This is a genomic window from Marinobacter aromaticivorans (assembly GCF_002806975.1).
Lineage (GTDB): Bacteria > Pseudomonadota > Gammaproteobacteria > Pseudomonadales > Oleiphilaceae > Marinobacter > Marinobacter aromaticivorans.
In genome coordinates this window covers 58,853-77,362 of record NZ_NIHD01000007.1, presented here as the reverse complement: position 1 = coordinate 77,362, position 18,510 = coordinate 58,853, and the positions used below count along the sequence as shown (strand labels likewise).

The 18,510-nt window shown below is 55.1% G+C and carries 19 protein-coding genes; 6 read left to right on the top strand and 13 right to left on the bottom strand.

The window, feature by feature from the left end; translation table 11 throughout:
- Positions 1-28 precede the first annotated feature (28 nt).
- The 9 genes from purH to CDH48_RS11570 form a co-directional block, all read right to left on the bottom strand.
- Complete coding sequence (purH, locus tag CDH48_RS11610; RefSeq protein WP_100688912.1) at positions 29-1,609, bottom strand: bifunctional phosphoribosylaminoimidazolecarboxamide formyltransferase/IMP cyclohydrolase; 1,581 nt, start codon at positions 1,607-1,609, stop codon at positions 29-31.
- 85 nt (positions 1,610-1,694) lie between these two features.
- Positions 1,695-2,012, bottom strand: a complete 318-nt coding sequence (gene fis / locus CDH48_RS11605; RefSeq protein WP_100688911.1) for a DNA-binding transcriptional regulator Fis — start codon at positions 2,010-2,012, stop codon at positions 1,695-1,697.
- Positions 2,009-3,004 carry a tRNA dihydrouridine synthase DusB gene (dusB, locus tag CDH48_RS11600; RefSeq protein WP_227521073.1) on the bottom strand — a complete coding sequence of 332 codons (996 nt, stop codon included), beginning with the start codon at positions 3,002-3,004 and terminating at the stop codon, positions 2,009-2,011. Before dusB ends, fis begins: the two co-directional genes overlap by 4 nt.
- 227 nt (positions 3,005-3,231) lie before the next feature.
- Positions 3,232-4,485 (bottom strand): DUF3426 domain-containing protein, encoded by a 1,254-nt coding sequence (locus CDH48_RS11595; protein ID WP_100688909.1) that lies wholly within the window; start codon positions 4,483-4,485, stop codon positions 3,232-3,234.
- Between the two features lie 63 nt (positions 4,486-4,548).
- Complete coding sequence (prmA, locus tag CDH48_RS11590; RefSeq protein WP_100688908.1) at positions 4,549-5,445, bottom strand: 50S ribosomal protein L11 methyltransferase; 897 nt, start codon at positions 5,443-5,445, stop codon at positions 4,549-4,551.
- A gap of 28 nt (positions 5,446-5,473) precedes the next feature.
- Positions 5,474-6,820, bottom strand: coding sequence for an acetyl-CoA carboxylase biotin carboxylase subunit (gene accC / locus CDH48_RS11585; protein ID WP_100688907.1), 1,347 nt, complete (start codon positions 6,818-6,820; stop codon positions 5,474-5,476).
- 18 nt (positions 6,821-6,838) lie between these two features.
- Positions 6,839-7,300 (bottom strand): acetyl-CoA carboxylase biotin carboxyl carrier protein, encoded by a 462-nt coding sequence (gene accB / locus CDH48_RS11580; RefSeq protein ID WP_100688906.1) that lies wholly within the window; start codon positions 7,298-7,300, stop codon positions 6,839-6,841.
- 30 nt (positions 7,301-7,330) lie between these two features.
- Positions 7,331-7,768, bottom strand: a complete 438-nt coding sequence (aroQ, locus tag CDH48_RS11575) for a type II 3-dehydroquinate dehydratase (RefSeq protein WP_100688905.1) — start codon at positions 7,766-7,768, stop codon at positions 7,331-7,333.
- A gap of 263 nt (positions 7,769-8,031) precedes the next feature.
- On the bottom strand, positions 8,032-9,645 hold the full coding sequence (locus tag CDH48_RS11570; protein WP_100688904.1) for a diguanylate cyclase: 1,614 nt from the start codon (positions 9,643-9,645) through the stop codon (positions 8,032-8,034).
- A 223-nt stretch (positions 9,646-9,868) separates the two neighbouring features.
- Between CDH48_RS11570 and CDH48_RS11565 the strand changes: the two genes are divergently transcribed.
- On the top strand, positions 9,869-10,921 hold the full coding sequence (locus CDH48_RS11565) for a DUF2333 family protein (RefSeq protein WP_100688903.1): 1,053 nt from the start codon (positions 9,869-9,871) through the stop codon (positions 10,919-10,921).
- A 69-nt stretch (positions 10,922-10,990) separates the two neighbouring features.
- Here CDH48_RS11565 and ppa read toward each other — a convergent pair whose 3' ends face one another.
- From ppa to rpiA, 3 genes are all read right to left on the bottom strand, one after another.
- Positions 10,991-11,518 carry an inorganic diphosphatase gene (gene ppa / locus CDH48_RS11560; protein WP_100688902.1) on the bottom strand — a complete coding sequence of 176 codons (528 nt, stop codon included), beginning with the start codon at positions 11,516-11,518 and terminating at the stop codon, positions 10,991-10,993.
- Between the two features lie 151 nt (positions 11,519-11,669).
- A complete protein-coding gene (locus CDH48_RS11555; RefSeq protein ID WP_100688901.1) occupies positions 11,670-12,809 on the bottom strand; it encodes an acyl-CoA dehydrogenase family protein in 1,140 nt (379 codons plus the stop codon).
- A gap of 139 nt (positions 12,810-12,948) precedes the next feature.
- Positions 12,949-13,629 (bottom strand): ribose-5-phosphate isomerase RpiA, encoded by a 681-nt coding sequence (gene rpiA / locus CDH48_RS11550; RefSeq protein ID WP_100688900.1) that lies wholly within the window; start codon positions 13,627-13,629, stop codon positions 12,949-12,951.
- A gap of 135 nt (positions 13,630-13,764) precedes the next feature.
- Between rpiA and ilvA the strand changes: the two genes are divergently transcribed.
- Both ilvA and CDH48_RS19215 read left to right on the top strand, forming a co-directional pair.
- Positions 13,765-15,300 carry a threonine ammonia-lyase, biosynthetic gene (ilvA, locus tag CDH48_RS11545; protein WP_100688899.1) on the top strand — a complete coding sequence of 512 codons (1,536 nt, stop codon included), beginning with the start codon at positions 13,765-13,767 and terminating at the stop codon, positions 15,298-15,300.
- Between the two features lie 178 nt (positions 15,301-15,478).
- Positions 15,479-15,640, top strand: a complete 162-nt coding sequence (locus CDH48_RS19215; protein WP_188437584.1) for a hypothetical protein — start codon at positions 15,479-15,481, stop codon at positions 15,638-15,640.
- On the opposite strand, the gene CDH48_RS11540 is transcribed toward CDH48_RS19215, so the two are convergent.
- On the bottom strand, positions 15,637-16,293 hold the full coding sequence (locus CDH48_RS11540; RefSeq protein ID WP_227521060.1) for a 5-formyltetrahydrofolate cyclo-ligase: 657 nt from the start codon (positions 16,291-16,293) through the stop codon (positions 15,637-15,639). The two genes, CDH48_RS19215 and CDH48_RS11540, sit on opposite strands and share 4 nt — an antisense overlap.
- A gap of 337 nt (positions 16,294-16,630) precedes the next feature.
- Here CDH48_RS11540 and CDH48_RS11535 point away from each other — a divergent pair, with 337 nt between their 5' ends.
- Genes CDH48_RS11535 through CDH48_RS11525 form a run of 3 tightly spaced genes read left to right on the top strand, consistent with a single transcriptional unit; the run spans position 16,631 to position 18,323 of the window.
- Positions 16,631-17,395, top strand: a complete 765-nt coding sequence (locus CDH48_RS11535; RefSeq protein ID WP_100688897.1) for a TIGR04255 family protein — start codon at positions 16,631-16,633, stop codon at positions 17,393-17,395.
- A 10-nt stretch (positions 17,396-17,405) separates the two neighbouring features.
- On the top strand, positions 17,406-17,723 hold the full coding sequence (locus CDH48_RS11530; RefSeq protein ID WP_100688896.1) for a hypothetical protein: 318 nt from the start codon (positions 17,406-17,408) through the stop codon (positions 17,721-17,723).
- A gap of 48 nt (positions 17,724-17,771) precedes the next feature.
- Complete coding sequence (locus CDH48_RS11525) at positions 17,772-18,323, top strand: hypothetical protein (protein WP_157807823.1); 552 nt, start codon at positions 17,772-17,774, stop codon at positions 18,321-18,323.
- Positions 18,324-18,510: the final 187 nt, after the last annotated feature.

Genomic DNA, 18,510 nt, shown 5'->3' with positions numbered 1-18,510 from the left:
CTACCCTAGACGTTTACGAAGTGTCGTATCAGTGCCGGAAATGGCGCATACCGGTAAATACCATGGCAATGCCGTGTTCGTTGGCTGCGTCGATCACTTCCTGATCCCGCATGGAACCTCCGGGCTGGATCACCGCTGTAATGCCGGCTTCGGCGGCTGCATCAATCCCATCCCGGAACGGGAAAAAGGCATCCGAGGCCATGACGGAGCCTTTCACTTCCAGATTCTCGTCAGCGGCTTTGATACCGGCAATGCGGGCGCTGTAAACGCGGCTCATCTGGCCCGCGCCAACACCAATGGTGCGACCGGAGCGGGCGTAAACAATGGCGTTGGATTTGACGTATTTCGCCACTTCCCAGGCAAACAGCAGGTCGTTCAGTTCGTGCTCGGTGGGCTGGCGGGTGGTCACAACTTTCACATCGGCCATGGCCACCATGCCCAGGTCACGATCCTGAACCAGAAGGCCGCCGGTTACGCGCTTGTAGTCCATGGACGGGGTGCGCTCACCATTGAGCTCGCCGCAGGCCAGTAGCCTTACGTTCTTTTTGGCCGCCACCAGCTCTACCGCTTCAGGTGCGATGGTGGGTGCAATAATGACTTCCACAAACTGCCGGTCGATGATCGCCCTGGCGGTTTCTGCGTCCAGCTCCCGGTTGAAGGCAATGATGCCGCCAAAGGCCGAGGTGGGATCGGTGGCAAAGGCCAGGTCATAGGCCTGGTGGATATCCGCACCAATCGCCACACCGCATGGGTTGGCGTGTTTGACGATGACACAGGCCGGGTCCGCGAAGGGCTTGACGCACTCCAGAGCCGCGTCAGTGTCTGCCACATTGTTGTAGGAGAGCTCTTTACCCTGCAGTTGCTTGGCCGTGGCAACGCTGGCTTCTTTCGGGTTGCGCTCGGCGTAGAAAGCCGCCCGCTGGTGCGGGTTTTCGCCGTAGCGCATGTCCTGCACCTTGACGAACTGGGCGTTAAAGGTGCGGGGGAAGTCGGCGTTGTTGTTGTCCGCTGTGCGGCCACCCAGGTAGTTGGCAATGGCACCGTCGTAGCCTGCGGTATGCTCGAAGGCTTTTACCGCCAGGTCAAAGCGGGTGCTGTGACTCAACAGGCCATCGTTTTCATCCAGCTCTTTCAGAACCCTGTTGTAATCCGAGGTGTTGACCACAATGGCCACATCGTTGTGGTTCTTGGCGGCGGCACGCACCATGGTAGGGCCGCCGATATCGATGTTTTCGATGGCGGTGGCCAGGTCGCAGTCGGGGTTGGCAACGGTGGATTCGAACGGGTACAGGTTTACCACCACCATATCAATGGGGTCGATGCCGTGCTCGCCCATAATGGCGTCGTCGGTGCCCCGGCGGCCCAGAATGCCGCCGTGGATTTTCGGGTGCAGGGTTTTCACCCGGCCGTCCATCATCTCCGGAAACCCGGTGTAGTCCGATACCTCGGTAACAGGAACGCTGTTTTCTTGCAGGAGACGGAAGGTGCCTCCGGTGGATAGCAGTTCGATACCGCGGCCGGTGAGGGCGCGGGCGAACTCGACAATGCCGGATTTGTCACTGACGCTGATCAGTGCGCGACGAACGGGGGTGTTAGCCTGGTTTGCCATGGGGTCTCATTCTTCACTTGGGGTGAACGAACAGGGGCCTCGCGAAGCGGATTCCGGAGGCCCTCATCAAGTCAGGGTGTCTGGATTATAGCAGGCCGTACTGCTTGAGTTTCTTGCGCAGGGTTCCGCGGTTCAGGCCGAGCATGGTGGATGCCTTGGTCTGGTTGTTGCGGGTGTATTTCATTACCTGCTCAAGCAGGGGCGCTTCTACCTCTGAAAGTACCAGCTGGTACACTTCGGTAACGGGCGCTCCGTCAAGCTGGGCGAAGTAGTTCTTCAGCGCCACTTCAACATGGTCGCGCAGGGTAACGGTGTTACCGCTGCTGTTCACCGTTTGCAGTTGGTGACTGTCGTCGTTGGCCGGGGTGTTCAGGGGGTTGTTTGCCAAAGTCTCAGCGCTCATGCTGCGAATTCCTCTCCATTTCGTAAGCCTGAAAAATACTGTCGGATGCTGTCTTTCTGCTCCGACGCATCATTAAATGTATTGAAGCGATTACGGAACTGTTTGCCGGGGTCGTGGGCCTGCAGGTACCAGCCCACGTGTTTTCTGGCAATACGCACGCCCATAAGCTCTCCGTAAAAGCTGTGCAGGGCGTCCAGATGTTCACTCAGAATCTGTTCCACTTCGCGCAGCGGGGGTGCGGGCAGATGATGTCCGGTTTCAAGGAAATGCAGGATTTCCCGGAAAATCCATGGGCTGCCCTGTGCTGCGCGGCCAATAAGCAGGCCGTCGGCGCCGGTATGTTCCAGAACCCGGCGGGCTTTCTCCGGTGACGTGATATCGCCATTGGCAAATACTGGAATGCCAACGCTGGCTTTCACTTCGGCAATGGTGTCGTACTCTGCTTCGCCGTTGTATTTGTCGGCCCGGGTGCGGCCATGAACGGCCAGTGCCTGAATGCCGGCATCTTCGGCCATGCGGGCAATCGCCGGTGCGTTGCGATAGTTTTCATCCCAACCGGTACGCATTTTCAGGGTAACGGGAATATCGACGGCCTTGACCACCGCATTCAGGATTTCGCGTACCAGGTTTTCATCTTTCATCAGTGCCGAGCCGGACGCCTTGTTGCATACTTTTTTGGCGGGGCAGCCCATGTTGATGTCAATAATCTGGGCGCCGGATTGCGCATTGAGCCGAGCTGCATTGGCCAGCATTTCCGGGTCGCCACCGGCGATCTGAACCGATCTCGGCTCGGGTTCCCCGGCATGGTCCATGCGGGTTCTGGATTTACGGGTATGCCAGAGCTTGCTGTCTGCGATGACCATTTCCGAGACCGCCAGGCCTGCGCCCATTTTGCGGCAAAGCAGCCGGAACGGGCGATCGGTTACACCGGCCATGGGTGCAACAACCAGCGGATTGGGCAGGGTGTACGGCCCGATTTTTGCCGTTGGCAACATGGTCTGAATCCGTATCACAGCAGAGTAAGCCAAAGTCGGAGTGGGTCGGCTGCTTAATAAATGACCGATACCGGTTCCGAAGGGCGCTAATGATACCGCCGGGGGGGCTGTGATTGAAGGGGCCGGAGAGCGAAAAAACTGATTATTTTTCGCTCTTTCTGGTTGACTTTTGTGCTGCGAGGTGTGGGCTGCCTTACCCGCCGCCCGATCACCGACCGGTGCTTTCAGGGCGTGTAAGGCTGGAATGTGATGTTGTAATTAACGGCATCCCGTCCCGGGTCGCGAATGTTTATGGCAATGCGCACGGGGGTTTCCACAGGCATTATGTCGAGCTCTTCGGCTTCACCGGCCAGGTATTCAGCGGGTGTAAAAATGCTCTGGGCAACCACATCCCCGTTGAGATTGGAGAAGGTCAGGGCAATGGCCGGAAACGGTTGCTGGAAGTCCGCGCGGTTAATGATCACCGCATCAACCACCAGCTGCTGGCGATTCTCCGGATCGGTGCGAACCACCAGCTTGCGGCTCTGGATGGCATCGACGTTGATCAGGGGCTTCAGTTCGCAGCCCACCAGTTCGCAGCCTTTTTCATAAAACGGCCGCAGTTCCGGTATTGCAGACAGCCGGTCAAACTGGAACCAGATTATCTGTGCAACCAGAAAACCCAAAAGGCCAAGCACAATAACCGACCAGGCCAGAGAGCGTAGCCAGCTTCTGTTATTGCCGCCAACAGAAACGGGATCGTGCCTGAGATCGCCAAATGGTGTCGTTGCCTGGAGTGGCTCTTCCCTTTGCAGGTTCTCGTTCGCCTGCCGTGGCTCATGCTCGTTGGCAAAGGATTCAAACGAAGGGTCCGGCTGGTCATCAATGTAAAACCCGGTATGGTCCCCAGGCCGGGGCTCCTGATCGGGTTCAGGTTCCGGCTTTGTTACAGTATCCGGTTTGGGTGCAGGGTCAGGCTGTGCCTTGGGCTCTGGCGCTGGCTCTGGCTCTGGCTCGGGCGCCGTTTTCGCGGGTCCGGCGTCTTCCCGAAGCATGGCTTCGGCCCAGCTTTCGTCAACATCTTCTGTGAGCTCGTCGTCCTGTTCATCCTGCGCAGAGGCATCCCGGTCGTCGAAGTTGCGAAAGCTGTCGCTCAGTTCATCCTCGGAGAAGGTCAGCCTGGAGCCTGCATAACGGCCCTCTTGCGCGTCTTCTTCGGGATTATCCGCGAAGATGAAGTCGTCTTCCGTGGTGTCAGTGGTAAAACCGCTGGCGGAGCTATCCGGGAGAGCGCCCCCGCCCCGTGTTTTGCTGTCGGTGTCAGACGATGTTTTCGATGCAAGCTGGGAGCCAGGGGCTACCTTGTTTTCAATCGCATTGAAAACCTCCATGCAGTGACCACAGCGCACCTTTCCCTTGGCAATACCAAGCTGTTCGTCGGTCACCCGAAAGCGGGTGCGACATTTCGGGCACTGGGTCTGCAGGCTACTCTGGGTCATGCTTGGGGTCCTGAAAGCGTCTGAACTACCAGTCTCGGAGTTTAGTCGTTAAGACAGCCTTCGTCATCTGTCGTTGCGCCGCCCTGTGAGGCGGACCCATTCTTCACGCTGTGCCGGCTCGTTCATAATGAACCAGGGCTCATAGGCAGCCATCACTTCGCGGGCCTGGTAAGACAGAATGCCCGAGAGCACCAGGTCGCCACCGGGCTTTGTCAGCCTGGCCAGATGCGGTGCCAGGCGGATCAGGGGTTGCGCAAGAATGTTTGCCAGCATTATGTCGGCTCTGGTATCCGGCTCATCTTCGGGCAGGTAAAGATCCAGCCTGGCTTCGTCTATGCCGTTGCGACGAGCGTTTTCACGGCTGGCTTCCAGTGCCTGCGGATCCGTATCGACACCAATAACGTGGTTTGCGCCCAGAAGCAGGGCCGCCAGGCCGAGAATGCCGGAACCACAGCCGTAGTCGGTAATCTGTTTGCCGCTTACATCTTTTCCATCCAGCCATTCCAGACACAGTGCGGTGGTAGGATGTGTACCCGTACCGAAAGCCAGGCCCGGGTCGAGCAACAGGTTGGCGGCATCCGGATCAGGCGCCTGGTGCCAGCTTGGCACTATCCATAACCGCTCTCCAAACTGCAAAGGATGAAAGTCGTCCATCCAGGCGCGTTCCCAGTCCTTGTCTTCCACCAGGGTAACATCGATTTCTGTGAGCGATTGCTGGGTTTGCTGGTGCCAGGCGTTGCGCACGTCGGCACACAGTTGGTCGATATCACGGTCAGAGCGAAAGAGCCCGGTAACCGTAGTCTGGCTCCACAAAGGTGTGGTGCCAGGGTCGGGTTCGTAAAGTGGCTGGTCGGCAGCGTCTTCCATGGAAACGGCGTCTGCGCCCATCTCCATGAGCAGATCTTCAAGCTGATCCGCAGTATCGGGATCAGCCGGGATCTGAAGTTGTATCCAGGGCATAAGTCATCCTGCAGCAAGACGCAGGATGTTAGTCCCGCATCAGTTTCTCGAGATAGTGGATTGTGAAATCTACGGTTTTAAAGCCGCCGTCGCGCACCAGTCTGCGGTGCAGGGACTGGTTGGTTTTAATACCATCCACCAGAAGCTCGTCCAGGGCGTTTTTCATTCGCCTCCGGGCTATCTGCCGATCGTCGCCCCAGGTGATCAGTTTTGCAATCAGTGAGTCATAAAAGGGCGGCACCGTATAACCACTGTAAAGATGCGAATCCACTCGCACACCGTAACCGCCGGGGGCGTGGAAGTGTTTCACTTTACCGGGGCTGGGTACGAAGGTTGCCGGGTCTTCCGCGTTGATGCGGCATTCCATCGCGTGCCCCCTGATCTGAATGTCTTCCTGCTTGTACTGGAGCGGCAGGCCACTGGCAATACGCAGCTGCTCACGGACTATATCGACACCGGTCACCATTTCCGAGACCGGGTGCTCCACCTGAACGCGCGTGTTCATTTCAATGAAAAAGAACTCGCCATCCTGATACAGGAACTCAAAGGTGCCGGCGCCAACATAGCCGATTTCCTTGCAGGCATCCACGCAGGCTTTGAGAGTGCGCTCTCGGGATTCCGGGTTGATGTTGGGGGCCGGTGCTTCTTCGATGACCTTCTGGTTGCGGCGCTGCATGGAGCAGTCGCGGTCGCCCAGGTGGATGCAGTTGCCGTGCATGTCGGCCAGCACCTGTACTTCCACGTGACGCGGCGCTTCCAGGAATTTTTCCAGGTAAACCGTGGCGTCACCGAAGGCGTTCCTGGCTTCGGTCTGGGTTATCTGAACGGCCTTGAGCAGTGCCGCCTCGGAATGCACCACCTGCATACCGCGACCGCCGCCGCCAGAGGCTGCCTTGATCATCACCGGGTAGCCGATTTTGCGGGCTACTTGCAGGGTGCGCTCGTCATCGTCGGTCAGCGGGCCGTCGGAACCGGGCACCGTGGGAACGCCGGCACGAATCATCGCATTGATGGCTGAAACCTTGTTGCCCATCAGGCGGATCGTTTCGGCTTTCGGGCCGATAAAGCGGAAGCCGCTTTTCTCTACCTGCTCGGCAAAATCGGCGTTCTCCGCCATGAAACCGTAGCCCGGGTGTATACCCACCGAGTCTGTTACTTCAGCGGCACTGATAATAGCCGGGATATTGAGATAACTCTCCAGAGGACTGTTGGGGCCGATACAGACAGATTCATCGGCCAGGCGCACGTGCATGAGGTCGCGGTCTACCTGTGAGTGAACCGCCACGGTTTTGATGCCGAGCTCCTTGCAGGCACGCAGAATCCGGAGTGCAATTTCACCCCGGTTTGCGATCAGAACTTTTTCTAACATGGCCATGATTAGCTATCGCCCGGTTCAGGAAATGGTTAACAGCGGCTGGTCGAATTCCACGGGCTGCCCGTTTTCAACCAGGATTTCAGTAACCGTTCCGCTCTTGTCAGCTTCAATCTGGTTCATCATTTTCATGGCTTCCACGATGCAGACAACATCGCCAGCTTTAACCTGCTGGCCCACCTCGACAAACGCATCCGCTGTCGGAGAAGGCGCCCGGTAAAAGGTTCCCACCATGGGCGAACGCAGGGCGTGGCCACTGAATGTGGGTTGTGCAGAGCTTTCTTCCTGCACGGGGCCCGGTGTTTCCGGGGCCGGAGCATAGTGTGGCGGTGGCGGCGCGTAGGCGCTGATGTACTGTGCGCCCGCAGGCTGTTCACCGCGGCGTGAAATGCGTACCGAATCATCGCCCTCGTGAATTTCAAGCTCTTCGACGTCAGACTCCTCGAGCAGTTCAATCAGTTTCTTGATTTTGCGAATATCCATAATCAGTCCGGTCCCGTGTTGTCAGGTCAATCAGTGAATTCGTTGTAATGCCGCCTGGAGTGCAAGTTCGTACCCCTGGCTGCCCAATCCGCAGATAACGCCTTCGGCGATATCGGAAAAATACGAATGATGGCGGAAAGCCTCCCGCGCATGCACATTGGAAAGATGTACTTCTATAAACGGAATGCCCGATGCCAGTAAGGCATCCCGCAGGGCAACACTGGTGTGCGTGAATGCCGCCGGGTTGATGATGATGAAATCCACGCCTTCTGTGCGGGCCTCGTGAATCCGTTCGATCAGTTCATACTCGGCGTTAGACTGCAAATGCAGCAGGTGGTGCCCAACCTCAGCGGCCATGGCGCGCAGCCGGTCATCAATATCGGCCAGTGTCTCGCGGCCATAGACCTCCGGCTCGCGGGTACCGAGCATGTTGAGGTTGGGGCCATGGAGCACAAGAATCGTCGACATGGGTACGTCTGCCTTTATTGCGTTAAAACAGGATCGCCGAAAATACCGGTATTTTCCACCAATGGTGTGAGCTTTTTTTCTTCATATCAACACTTTTTGACAATCTTTCCTGTTGCCCGATGGCTGCAATAAAAGACCGGCAAGGCCAAAATCAGGCCCACCTGTTTACGCTAATCATTGTCGTTAACGGTGAGAGGGACTTCTATACGACGATGGTTTCATACGGGCAGCCCGGGCAGGCTGCCCTGTTCGCGCGGTGCTGGTCAGCTATCTGCGAGCGTTACGCAATTCCTGCCATGTGCTTTGGAGGCGTAAAGGGACCGGTCGGCCCGCTCGCACAGGGTTTGGGAAGGTTCGTTATTCCAGCCGGCCACGCCGCAACTGAAGGTTACGTTGAATTCCCTGTCGCCGGCGGGCTGTTGAAGCTCTGAGAAACGTTCGCGGATTTCGTTGAGAACGTTGCGGGCGTCGCTGGGGCGGGTGTCGGGAAGAATAATGGCAAACTCTTCACCACCGTAGCGGCCAATATGGTCAGTTTTGCGCAGGCGCTGTTTCAGGAACATGGAAAGGCTGCGAAGAACACGATCGCCGATGGGGTGTCCAAAGGTATCGTTTACCTTCTTGAAATAATCAATATCAATCATGGCAAAGCATAAGGGCCGACCCTTCTGCCGCGCCCGGACAATTTCCTGATCAAGCAGATACAGTGTATGGGTGTGGTTATACAGCCCGGTGAGGCTGTCATGAATCATCAGCGCCAGCAGGGAGCGGGCGCGCCGGCCCCGGTTATGAAGTGTTGCAATCAGGTGCTTGGGGTCAATGGGCTTGGTGAGAAAGTCGTCACCGCCCAGGCTCATGGCGTGCAACTGCTTGCTGACATCATCTTCTGCTGAAAGGTATATGATCGGTACGCTGTGGAACCGGTCCTGCTGGCGGATCACCCGCGCAATCTCCATGCCGGTGCAGCCGGGCATATACATGTCGAGAATGATGATTTCCGGGGAGAAGGTGTCGAGCGCATGGATGATCTCCATGGGGTCGGTAATGATGTGGGCTCTCATGCCCGCTTTTTTCAACACCGTTTCCATGAACTTTGCCTGTGCCCTGGAATCGTCCAGAACAAGCACCCGGTAGGGCTCAACTGTGTTGCCGTGAGTGTAGGTCTCAATTTTTTCAATTAACTGGCCCGGGTCCACTGCCGGGTAGAAGAACTCTTCACCACCGCATCGGGAGGCGCGCAGGCGGGTTTGTATGGTGCCATCTTCATCACTCATGAAAATGATCGGGATCGGTGTATCGTGCCGTTCCTGCAAACGTTCGATTGTGGTGATGCCTGCGTTCTGGCTGCCGCCGAAATTCACATCCATCAGAATAGTTTCAGGCTTGTGCAGGGCGCAGGCTTCGGTGAGTTCCCTGGCGGAATCAAAGGCGGATGCGCGGAAGCCAAAAAATTCCAGCTGGCGGATCAGCCTGTTTGCCATCTCCGAATTGGCGAGCGCTATATAAACCGGTGTGCGGCGGTACTGGTGGGGTGCATCCGTGTTGCTGTGGTCTGTTCGCCGGAGGGTGCTGCGGGCAAGGGCATCAAAAGCATCCTGAAGTTGTCGCCGGGTGGCATCGTCCGGACACGTGTCGGCTGGCCAGTCGCCTATAATCCGGAGAATTTTACTGCCGGCTTCTGCATGGCCGGTCATCTCGAATCTCTGTGCGTACCGGACAAGCTTGTCGGCAGCGGACAGAAGGTCTTTTCGGTGCGAGCTCAGGGAATCATTGCTGGTGTGGATTTTCTGCCAGGTATCCAGCACTACCCGTGCCTGGGTTGTTACGCGGCGTGCAAAGTGCTGCCTGAGTTTTTCTTTCTGGCTTGCGTCGCTCATTTTGCTCCGGCCTGTATCTTGTCGTTATGGGCCGTCCCTTGCAGTGTGGACGTTTTCCCAACTCTAGTCTGTTTACGGAGTCTATAGTGTTTAGAGTTGTGGGCGTAGGTTGCACTGTGTAATTGTTTGTGAAGTGTGCGGTGTGTATAAGGGGCGCTCCATAGGTTAGGATCCGTACAGATCGTTTGCACAGTCAATCTACAGACAAGGGGCTTAACGTAATATGCCGGGCAAAATCAGACAGTATTTCAGAGACAGGAAAGAAGACGCGCAGGATTATGCTGGTAGCAAGGGCGTAATTGGCAAATTCGTAGCTGTAGTCCTGCTGGTATACCTGTTGGTAGCGGTGGTGCTGGGGATCTACTGGAGCAGCGAACCGGAAGCCTTCTCCGTGCGCGAGCATACCCGGGCGGTCGCCAATGAAATGCAAAGGGAACCTATTACCGGCTTTGCCACAACCGTAACCATGATCCGAATCGCCGAGACACTTCTGGACAAGCCGGGAGGCTACATATCCAATGATATTTTCCCGCCGGGCTTATGGCTGGACAATATGCCTAACTGGGAATATGGCGTTCTGGTGCAGCTGCGTGATCTATCCCGGGCCATGCGCAAAGATATAAGCCGGTCCCAGAGCCAGTCTGCGGAAGACCCTGATCTGATCATAGCGGAGCCGCAATTCCACTTTGACAGCGCAAGCTGGGCAATTCCTTCTACCGAAGCGGAGTATCGTCGCGGTATAACGGCGCTGAAGCGCTACCTCAATCGCCTTTCCAGCCCCGAACAGGCCAATGCCCAGTTTTTTGCCAGGGCCGATAACCTTGGCAACTGGCTGGCGGATCTGGAGACCCGTCTGGGCAGCCTTTCGCGCACCCTCGGTGAAAGTGTTGGTAAGGCATCGGTATCCGAAGCAGTGGCCAATGTGGATGCAGACAACCCGTTGAATGAAGAAACCGGTGGCGGTGATATAAAAACCGACTGGACCAAGATCGACGATGTGTTCTATGAGGCACGGGGCAGCTCCTGGGCATTGCTGCACATTTTCCGTGCAATTGAAGTGGATTTTCGCAAGGTGCTGCAGGACAAGAATGCCATCTCCAGTGTCAAGCAGGTGATTATCGAACTAGAAGGGGCGCAGGGTGAAATGTGGAGCCCGGTTATCCTGAACGGCAGCGGGTTTGGTGTTCTGGCGAACCATTCCCTCACCATGGCCGCGTATCTGTCCCGTGCCAACGCGGCAATCAGTGATATGCGGGATCTCCTGTCCAGAGGCTGAAAACGTTTGTTCGGCCATAAAAAAACCGGGTCCTGGCGGCCCGGTTTTTTTGTATTCAGTCTGGCCGGATTAACCCTTGTAGGCGTTGATCGCGTCGACAATGGCTTTCTTTGCAGCGGCGGCGTTGTCCCAGCCTTTTACCTTGACCCACTTGCCGGGCTCGAGCGTTTTGTAGTTCTCAAAGAAGTGCCGGATCTGGTCGCGTAACAGGATCGGCAAATCGTCGATTTCCTCCACATCCAGATAGGAGTTGGTAAGGTTTCTGTGGGGCACGGCTACCAGCTTGGCGTCGCCGCCAGCCTCGTCGTCCATGTTCAGGACGCCTACCGGGCGGCAGCGGATTACGGAGCCGGCCTGAAGCGCGTAAGGGGTAATAACCAGAACGTCCAGCGGGTCGCCGTCTTCACCCAGAGTGTGGGGGATGAATCCGTAGTTGGCCGGGTAGAACATGGGAGTAGCCATAAACCGGTCTACCAGCAGGGCGCCCATGTCTTTGTCGAGCTCGTACTTTACCGGAGAGCTGTTGGCGGGAATTTCGATGGCAACGTAAATGTCGTCAGGCGGGTTTTTGCCGACTGGGATGTTATCGAATTGCATGTGAGGTCCTTCCTGATAGCTTAGAGTCGTTTGGCTGTGTTTTAGAAGTGAGCGTGATTATACGGGACTCTTCAGCCATTCGAAACTAAACCTTGGTAGGCGGGTTTGGCTTAGGGCCGCCCGAGCATCCGGGTAAATCCGATTTCGGAGTCTATAGCCGGATCTGCTTGGCAATCAGCTCTTTCATGATTTCCGTGGTGCCGCCACCAATCGACAGGATTTTGGTGTCCCGATACAGTCTCTCTACTACGGATTCCCGCATGAAACCCATGCCGCCGAACAGTTGCACGGCTTCCCGGGTGACTTTTTCGCACACATCTACAGAGAAGTTCTTGGCCATGGCAACTTGTTTGATAGGGTTTTTGCCGGCTTGCATCAGTGCCGCGCAGCGGTAGGTATATTCACGGGCCACGTCGATCCCGGTGGCCATGTCGACCAGTTTGTGGCGGGTAACCTGGAAGCCCGCAACCGGGCGACCGAAGGCCTGGCGTTGCTTGACGTATTCCATAGCGGCTTCATAAGCCAGCTGGGCTGTCATGTAGGCCATGATGGACAGGCTGAGGCGTTCGGCCAGGAAGTTGCTCATGATGGCGATAAAGCCGGCGTTTTCGGCGCCGATCAGGCGATCTGCAGGCACCCGGCAGTCTTCAAAGAACAACTCGGCGGTGTCGCTGGCCCACCAGCCCATTTTTTTGAGTTTGTTGCCATTGGAGAATCCGGGCATGCCGCGGTCGATCAACAACAGACTGATGCCGGCGTGGCCCGCGCCACCGGTGCGCACCGCTACAGTGAAGTGGTCGGCCCGGGTGCCGCTGGTAATAAAGGTTTTGCTGCCATTCACGATGTAGTGATCGCCATCGCGAACGGCGCGGGTTTTCAGGCTGGCTACATCGGAGCCTCCGCCGGGCTCGGTAACTGCAAGGGCCGCAATTTTTTCACCGCGCAGCACCGGGGGCACGATCTGTTCGCGGATTTCTTTTCTGGCCCATTTGGCAACCGGGGGCAGACCAATATCCAGGGAGCCTATGCTGGCGACAAATCCGCCAGAGGTGGAGCGCATCAGTTCTTCGGAAACCGCTACCTTCAGGAAGATATCTCCTTCACCTATCCCTCCCAAAGCTTCAGGAAAACCAATACCGAGAAGGCCCGCATCCCCGGCTTTTCGGTAGATCTCCCTTGGAAACTCCCCGGCCTCTTCCCAGTCATCGATATGCGGGGTGACATGAGTTTCAATGAATTTGCGGGCGGTCAGTCGAACTTGTTCATGGGTTTCGGTGAAGTAGCTGGACACGGCGGTGTTACCTTTATTCCTGGACTAAAAGGCCAGTGTCGCGCAAATCCCGATACCAAGCAAGCGCTTGGTTTATGTTTATTCGGGCGATAAAAAAGCTGGCATGGAGCCAGCTCAGAAATCCCTCAGGCTAAAGGCGTCAGGCGCCCTTGCGGGGAATGCTTTTAACGCCTTCGCTGGTGCCCAGCAACAGCAGATCCGCCGGGCGTCGGGCAAACAGTCCATTGGTGACTGCGCCTACAATGTTGTTCAGCCGCTCCTCAACCTGGATAGGTCGGGAAATGTCCATGTTGTGTATATCCAGAATGATGTTGCCGTTATCGGTTGTGAAGCCATCCCGGTAAACGGGGTCGCCACCCAGCTTGACGATCTCTCGGCCAACATGGCTCCTTGCCATGGGGATTACTTCAACTGGCAGGGGATAGTTACCCAGTATGCCGACGTGTTTTGATTCGTCCGCAATGCAGATAAAAGTTTTGGCAACCTCCGCAACAATCTTCTCACGGGTCAGCGCACCGCCACCGCCTTTGATCAGTTCAAGGCGTTCGTTGGTTTCATCGGCACCGTCCACATAGAATTCCAGTTCGCCGGCACTGTTGAGATCGTAAACGGGAATACCATGGCTTTTCAGGCGCTTGGCGGTTGCTTCCGAGCTGGCCACGGCGCCATCGAACTCGTTTTTGAGATCAGCGAGCATATCGATAAAGAAGTTGGCGGTGCTTCCTGTACCAACACCGATCACGCTGTCGCGCTCCAGATGCGGTGCGATGTAGTCCACTGCGGCTTTGGCAACGGCTTTCTTGAGTTCGTCCTGGGTCATTGGGCGCTCCGGATGAAAATCGTATGAGTTCAGGGCCATTATAACGCTTAAGAGGCGCCCGCTTATAGACGACTGCCGTGCAAACTTTCTACACTGTAGGTTTTCCTCAACCATCCATCAGCAACCGGAACCAACATGCCGCAACGCTACATCAAGAAGATTCTCGATGCGCGCGTCTATGACGTGGCCATCGAAACACCGCTCACTGAAGCCCGCAGCCTGTCCAAGCGCTTTGGCAACAACATTATGCTCAAGCGGGAAGACCTTCAGCCGGTGTTTTCCTTCAAGATTCGCGGCGCTTACAACCGGATTGCGCAGTTGTCAGAAGAGCAGAAAGCCAAGGGTGTTATCTGCGCCTCCGCCGGCAACCACGCACAGGGTGTGGCGCTTGCGGCTAAAAATCTGGGGATCAAAGCCGTCATCGTGATGCCGCAAACAACGCCGGAAATCAAAGTGCGTTCGGTGCGGGATCATGGCGCGCGAGTAGTGCTCAAAGGCGATGCTTTCGATGAGGCTGCTGCTCATGCCCACGAACTGATCAAAAAGCATGGTTACACCTACATACCGCCTTATGATGACCCGGATGTCATAGCCGGGCAGGGTACGGTTGCCATGGAGATGCTGTGGCAGTTCAGCAGGCCCATTCATGCGGTATTTATCTGTGTGGGTGGCGGCGGTCTGATTGCCGGTATGGCCGCGTACATAAAGTATTTACGGCCTGAAATCAAAGTGATTGGTGTGGAGCCGGAAGATTCCAACTGTCTTCAGGCTGCCATGAAGGCTGGCAAGCGGGTGGTTCTGGACGAAGTGGGTATTTTTGCCGACGGCGTAGCGGTAAAACAGATCGGCAAACACCCCTGGGAGATCTGCAAGGACCACGTGGACGAGGTGATCACCGTCTCTACGGACGAGATCTGTGCGGCTATCAAGGACATCTTCGAAGATACGCGCTCGATTTCCGAGCCCGCAGGTGCACTGGGTGTGGCCGGTATCAAGAAATACGTGGAGCGGGAAAAGATAGAGAATGAAAACCTGATCGCCACCCTGAGCGGCGCCAATATGAACTTCGATCGCCTGCGCTACATTTCCGAGCGTACGGAAATCGGTGAAAAGCGCGAGGCCATCCTCGCGGTCACTATTCCCGAGAAGCCGGGGGCGTTCAAGACGTTTATCAACGCTCTGCACAAGCGCAGTATCACCGAATTCAATTACCGTTACGCAGATGCCATCTCGGCCACCATCTTCGTGGGCATCCAGATCCAGGCCGGCGGCCTTGGCCGGGATGAACTGGTACAGGACCTGCGCGAAAATGGCTACGCGGTTGTCGATCTTACTGACAGTGATCTGGCCAAGCAGCACATTCGTCACATGGTTGGCGGCCACGCACCTACCATAACCAACGAGAAGGTGTTCCAGTTCGAGTTCCCCGAGCGCCCGGGAGCCTTGTTAAAGTTCTTGATGTCTCTTGGGACACGCTGGAATATTTCCATGTTCCACTACCGCAATCACGGTGCGGCATACAGCCGTGTACTGCTGGGGGCCCAGGTAGAGGACGATGAAGTAAAAGACTTTGAGGCGATGCTGGAGAAGGTAGGCTTCCGTTATGAAAACATGACCGATAATGAGGCCTACCAGCTGTTCCTGGGGGCAGGTAACGGCAAGGTTTGCTGATGATCCGGGCCGCTCGTCCGCTGGTTTTCTTACTGAATTTTAATCTGTCAAAAATTGTAAAACTCGGAATGCGTGTTAGTCTTTTCTCAAATTCTTGAAGTCAGGACTATTTGGCTGATTTCTCGCAGATTTCACTTGGTAAGAATTCACTTGGTAATTGGGAACAGGAATACGCGACATGGGTGGCAAGCCTGATATTATCCGCGCAATAGTATTGATTTTCGCGGTTGGCCTGGTGGTTACCGGATTTACTTCGCTTCAGGCTTCGGAAGACAGGCCATCAGCCCTGACGAGCAGCTCGTTTGCGGCAGATTCCGCCTACGCGAGCAGGACCCGCTAACCCTCCGGCGGCCCTGCGCCCTGTTTTACCCGGTAAACCTGTCTGTCCGTCACCACGCTATGAAGTGGCACATCCCAGGGTTCGACAGCTAGCCTCCCTACTTTCTGGAAATCATGGGCCAGGCCAATCAGCTTCGGCGCCAGTCCAGGGCGCAGCCGGCTGAATGCGAACGTGCGATCGTAGAATCCCCCTCCCATGCCAAGTCGCCCACCGTATTTGTCAAAGCCCACCAGTGGAAACAACACGGCATCCAGCGCCCAGGCGGGTCGCCTGAGCCCCTTGCTGAACGCGGGTTCGGGAATGCCAAAGCGATTGGCGGTCAGCTCCACACCGTCGTAGTAGGGGCTGAAAACCAGCTTGCCCGGGTAAACCGGATGCAGCACGGGAAGATAAAACTGAACGCCCCTGGGACGGGCCATGGCCATGTAGGGGTGCGGATCAATCTCTCCGTCGTTGGGCAGGTAGATGGCGATGTGTCTGGCCCGGTGTAAATCCGGATTCCTGGCCAGATTCAGGGCAAGTGAAGCAGAGGCCTGTTCCTGCTCCCGGGGCGTGAGCCTGCGCCTGCGCTGACGCAATTCTTTGCGCAGTTCATTACGGGACAAGGAGGTCAAAACGGGTTCAGAAGAGAGTGAGTCGGTGTACTGGCTCAAAATAAAGCTTCCCGGGCTGCCGTTATCGGATGTAGCCCTTGAACCCAGAGTTCAGAACGACCGATTAGTGGCGCAAAAAAACAAATACTTACGGATTTTATGAGATTGTGATTGTACCACTCCAGTGTCCCATTCGATGCCAATTCGCGCAATGGTTATATGTTCGAACTGAAATGCCATGCGGGGCAATTGGCCTAATTATGCAAGGACCCGTATACTACGAAGCCCTTTTGATGGGTTCCAACGGTAAAACTGGTATAAGCGTATCGGAAGTACTAGATTGACGTTTAATGGAACCAAATTCGAATCTCATCGCCTAAGGAAGCCCCAACGTATTATGTCTGTATCGAAGCTGCCTTCTAAGCTTGGCAAGGAGCCGCTGGTAGACGTGGTTTTCGAAATGAGGTTTCTTCCCTCAACCATGGCGTCAGTGGTGCTTCCCGGGATGTTCATGAAGCAACTTGGTCTTAAGGGCGGAGAAAAGGCGATCGAGCGTTTGCCGCTTTACGATATGCCAGCGGAAGTGAGACGACGCGAACACGGAATGCGTTACCAGCCTTTGCTAAGAATCCATTGGGATAACTACGTCCTGATAATTAGTGATCACAGCGTTGGGGTGGCATGCAAGATTCCGTACCGTGGATGGTCAGAGTTTAGGCAGAAAATCATGGACGTTGTGGCTGTAATAAAGGAATCAGAGGTTGCAGTATCGGTTGAAAGAATCGCTCTTAAATACGTTGATTTAATCCCGGGCAGTTCTGTGGGTGAGCAGCTTAATCGGCTGAACGTAAGTGTTGAAATTGGCAAGCATAAGTTGAAGAACGAAAGCTTCAATCTTCGCATGGAAATTCCTGGTGACCATGCTCTTCACGTTGTAGCGATTGGAGCTCCAGCAGGTGTGCGCGCCCGCGATTCTTCGAGTGAGCGTAAGGGAGCAATCGTAGATGTTGATTCTCTTTCGCCGGTACGGTTCGAAAATTGGGAACGGTTAAGTGAATCGCTCCCGGATATGCTCGATAATCTTCACGCCGAAAACAAGGCGATGTTTTTTGAGTGTTTGAAAAGCGAAACCATTGAATATTTGGAGCCCTCTTATGAGTAATGGATACTCTATGGAATTGACCAGTCGGACGCCTAGCTTTGCCCCGGTGATAATCGCAGGTGCATTGATGGGAGGGGCTTCTGGAGCGGCTGCCATGGAAACTGAGCAGGAGTTTTATGACGCTTTGCCTCAGGTTCCGTATGTCGATATTTCAGATGGTACCTATGCCGCAAATACTGATTACCTATCATCCGTAGATGCTGGTCGGCAGTTTGAGGGTGAGGTAAAGAAGTTATTTGATAGGTTTGCTTCAGAACAGACAACTCTGGGAGCCGAGTTTGAGGAGGTTCTTCATAAGAACCTTTGGGACATGTATACCCGTTCTTAACTTATGGCTTTTTCAGCGGAAGATTTAGCTAGGCAGGTTCCTCCGTACTTGATCGATGATCGTGCGGAGGGTTTCCTCAAAGAGTTAAAAAGCTTTCTCGAAGGCAGGAATGTAGCATTGTTCTCTGAAACTGATGAAAGTCAGTGGATTCAGGGTGATGGAGCTGATTCTCTCCCGATAGTCGAGATTCGAAGTATGGAGCAAGCATCGGTTTCAGGAATCATCCTGTCCAACACATGTGATATTGCACCCGAAAATCGCAGAGACCTCCCATCGAAAGTAACTTTCGCTCCTATCATCGCTTTGTCAGTGTTTGAAAGCTTCTTGCAGTCGGCCGGAGTTGGTGCCGCGAAAATCGAATCAAAATTTCAAGAGATTCGAGCTCAGCGGGTGACAAACATTGTATTTTTGCCAATGGGTGCTGGGCTAGCTCAGGACTCAATTGCTTTGTTAGACGATTTGCACTCGATCCCAGTGGACCTGCTGCCGCCAGCCGAAGAAAAGCGTTCTTTTAGCTTAAGCCAGATCGGTCACTACTTATTTTTATTTAAGTTATCATTTCATTTCTGTCGTTTGCATGAGGGGCTTGAAAGAGGCTAGTTGCTTGCCTATTCTTTGCTCCGCTCCCTTCATACATTGAGCAGAACTTACCTCAAGACTGCCCAATACTTGGAATATTGCAAAAATCTTATAAGCAAACTACTCTAAGCTCTACACTATCAAATTGATGTAGCCTATTGTATTAAATGCAATAACTGGTATCTCTTGAATAGAGCACTTCGCATGG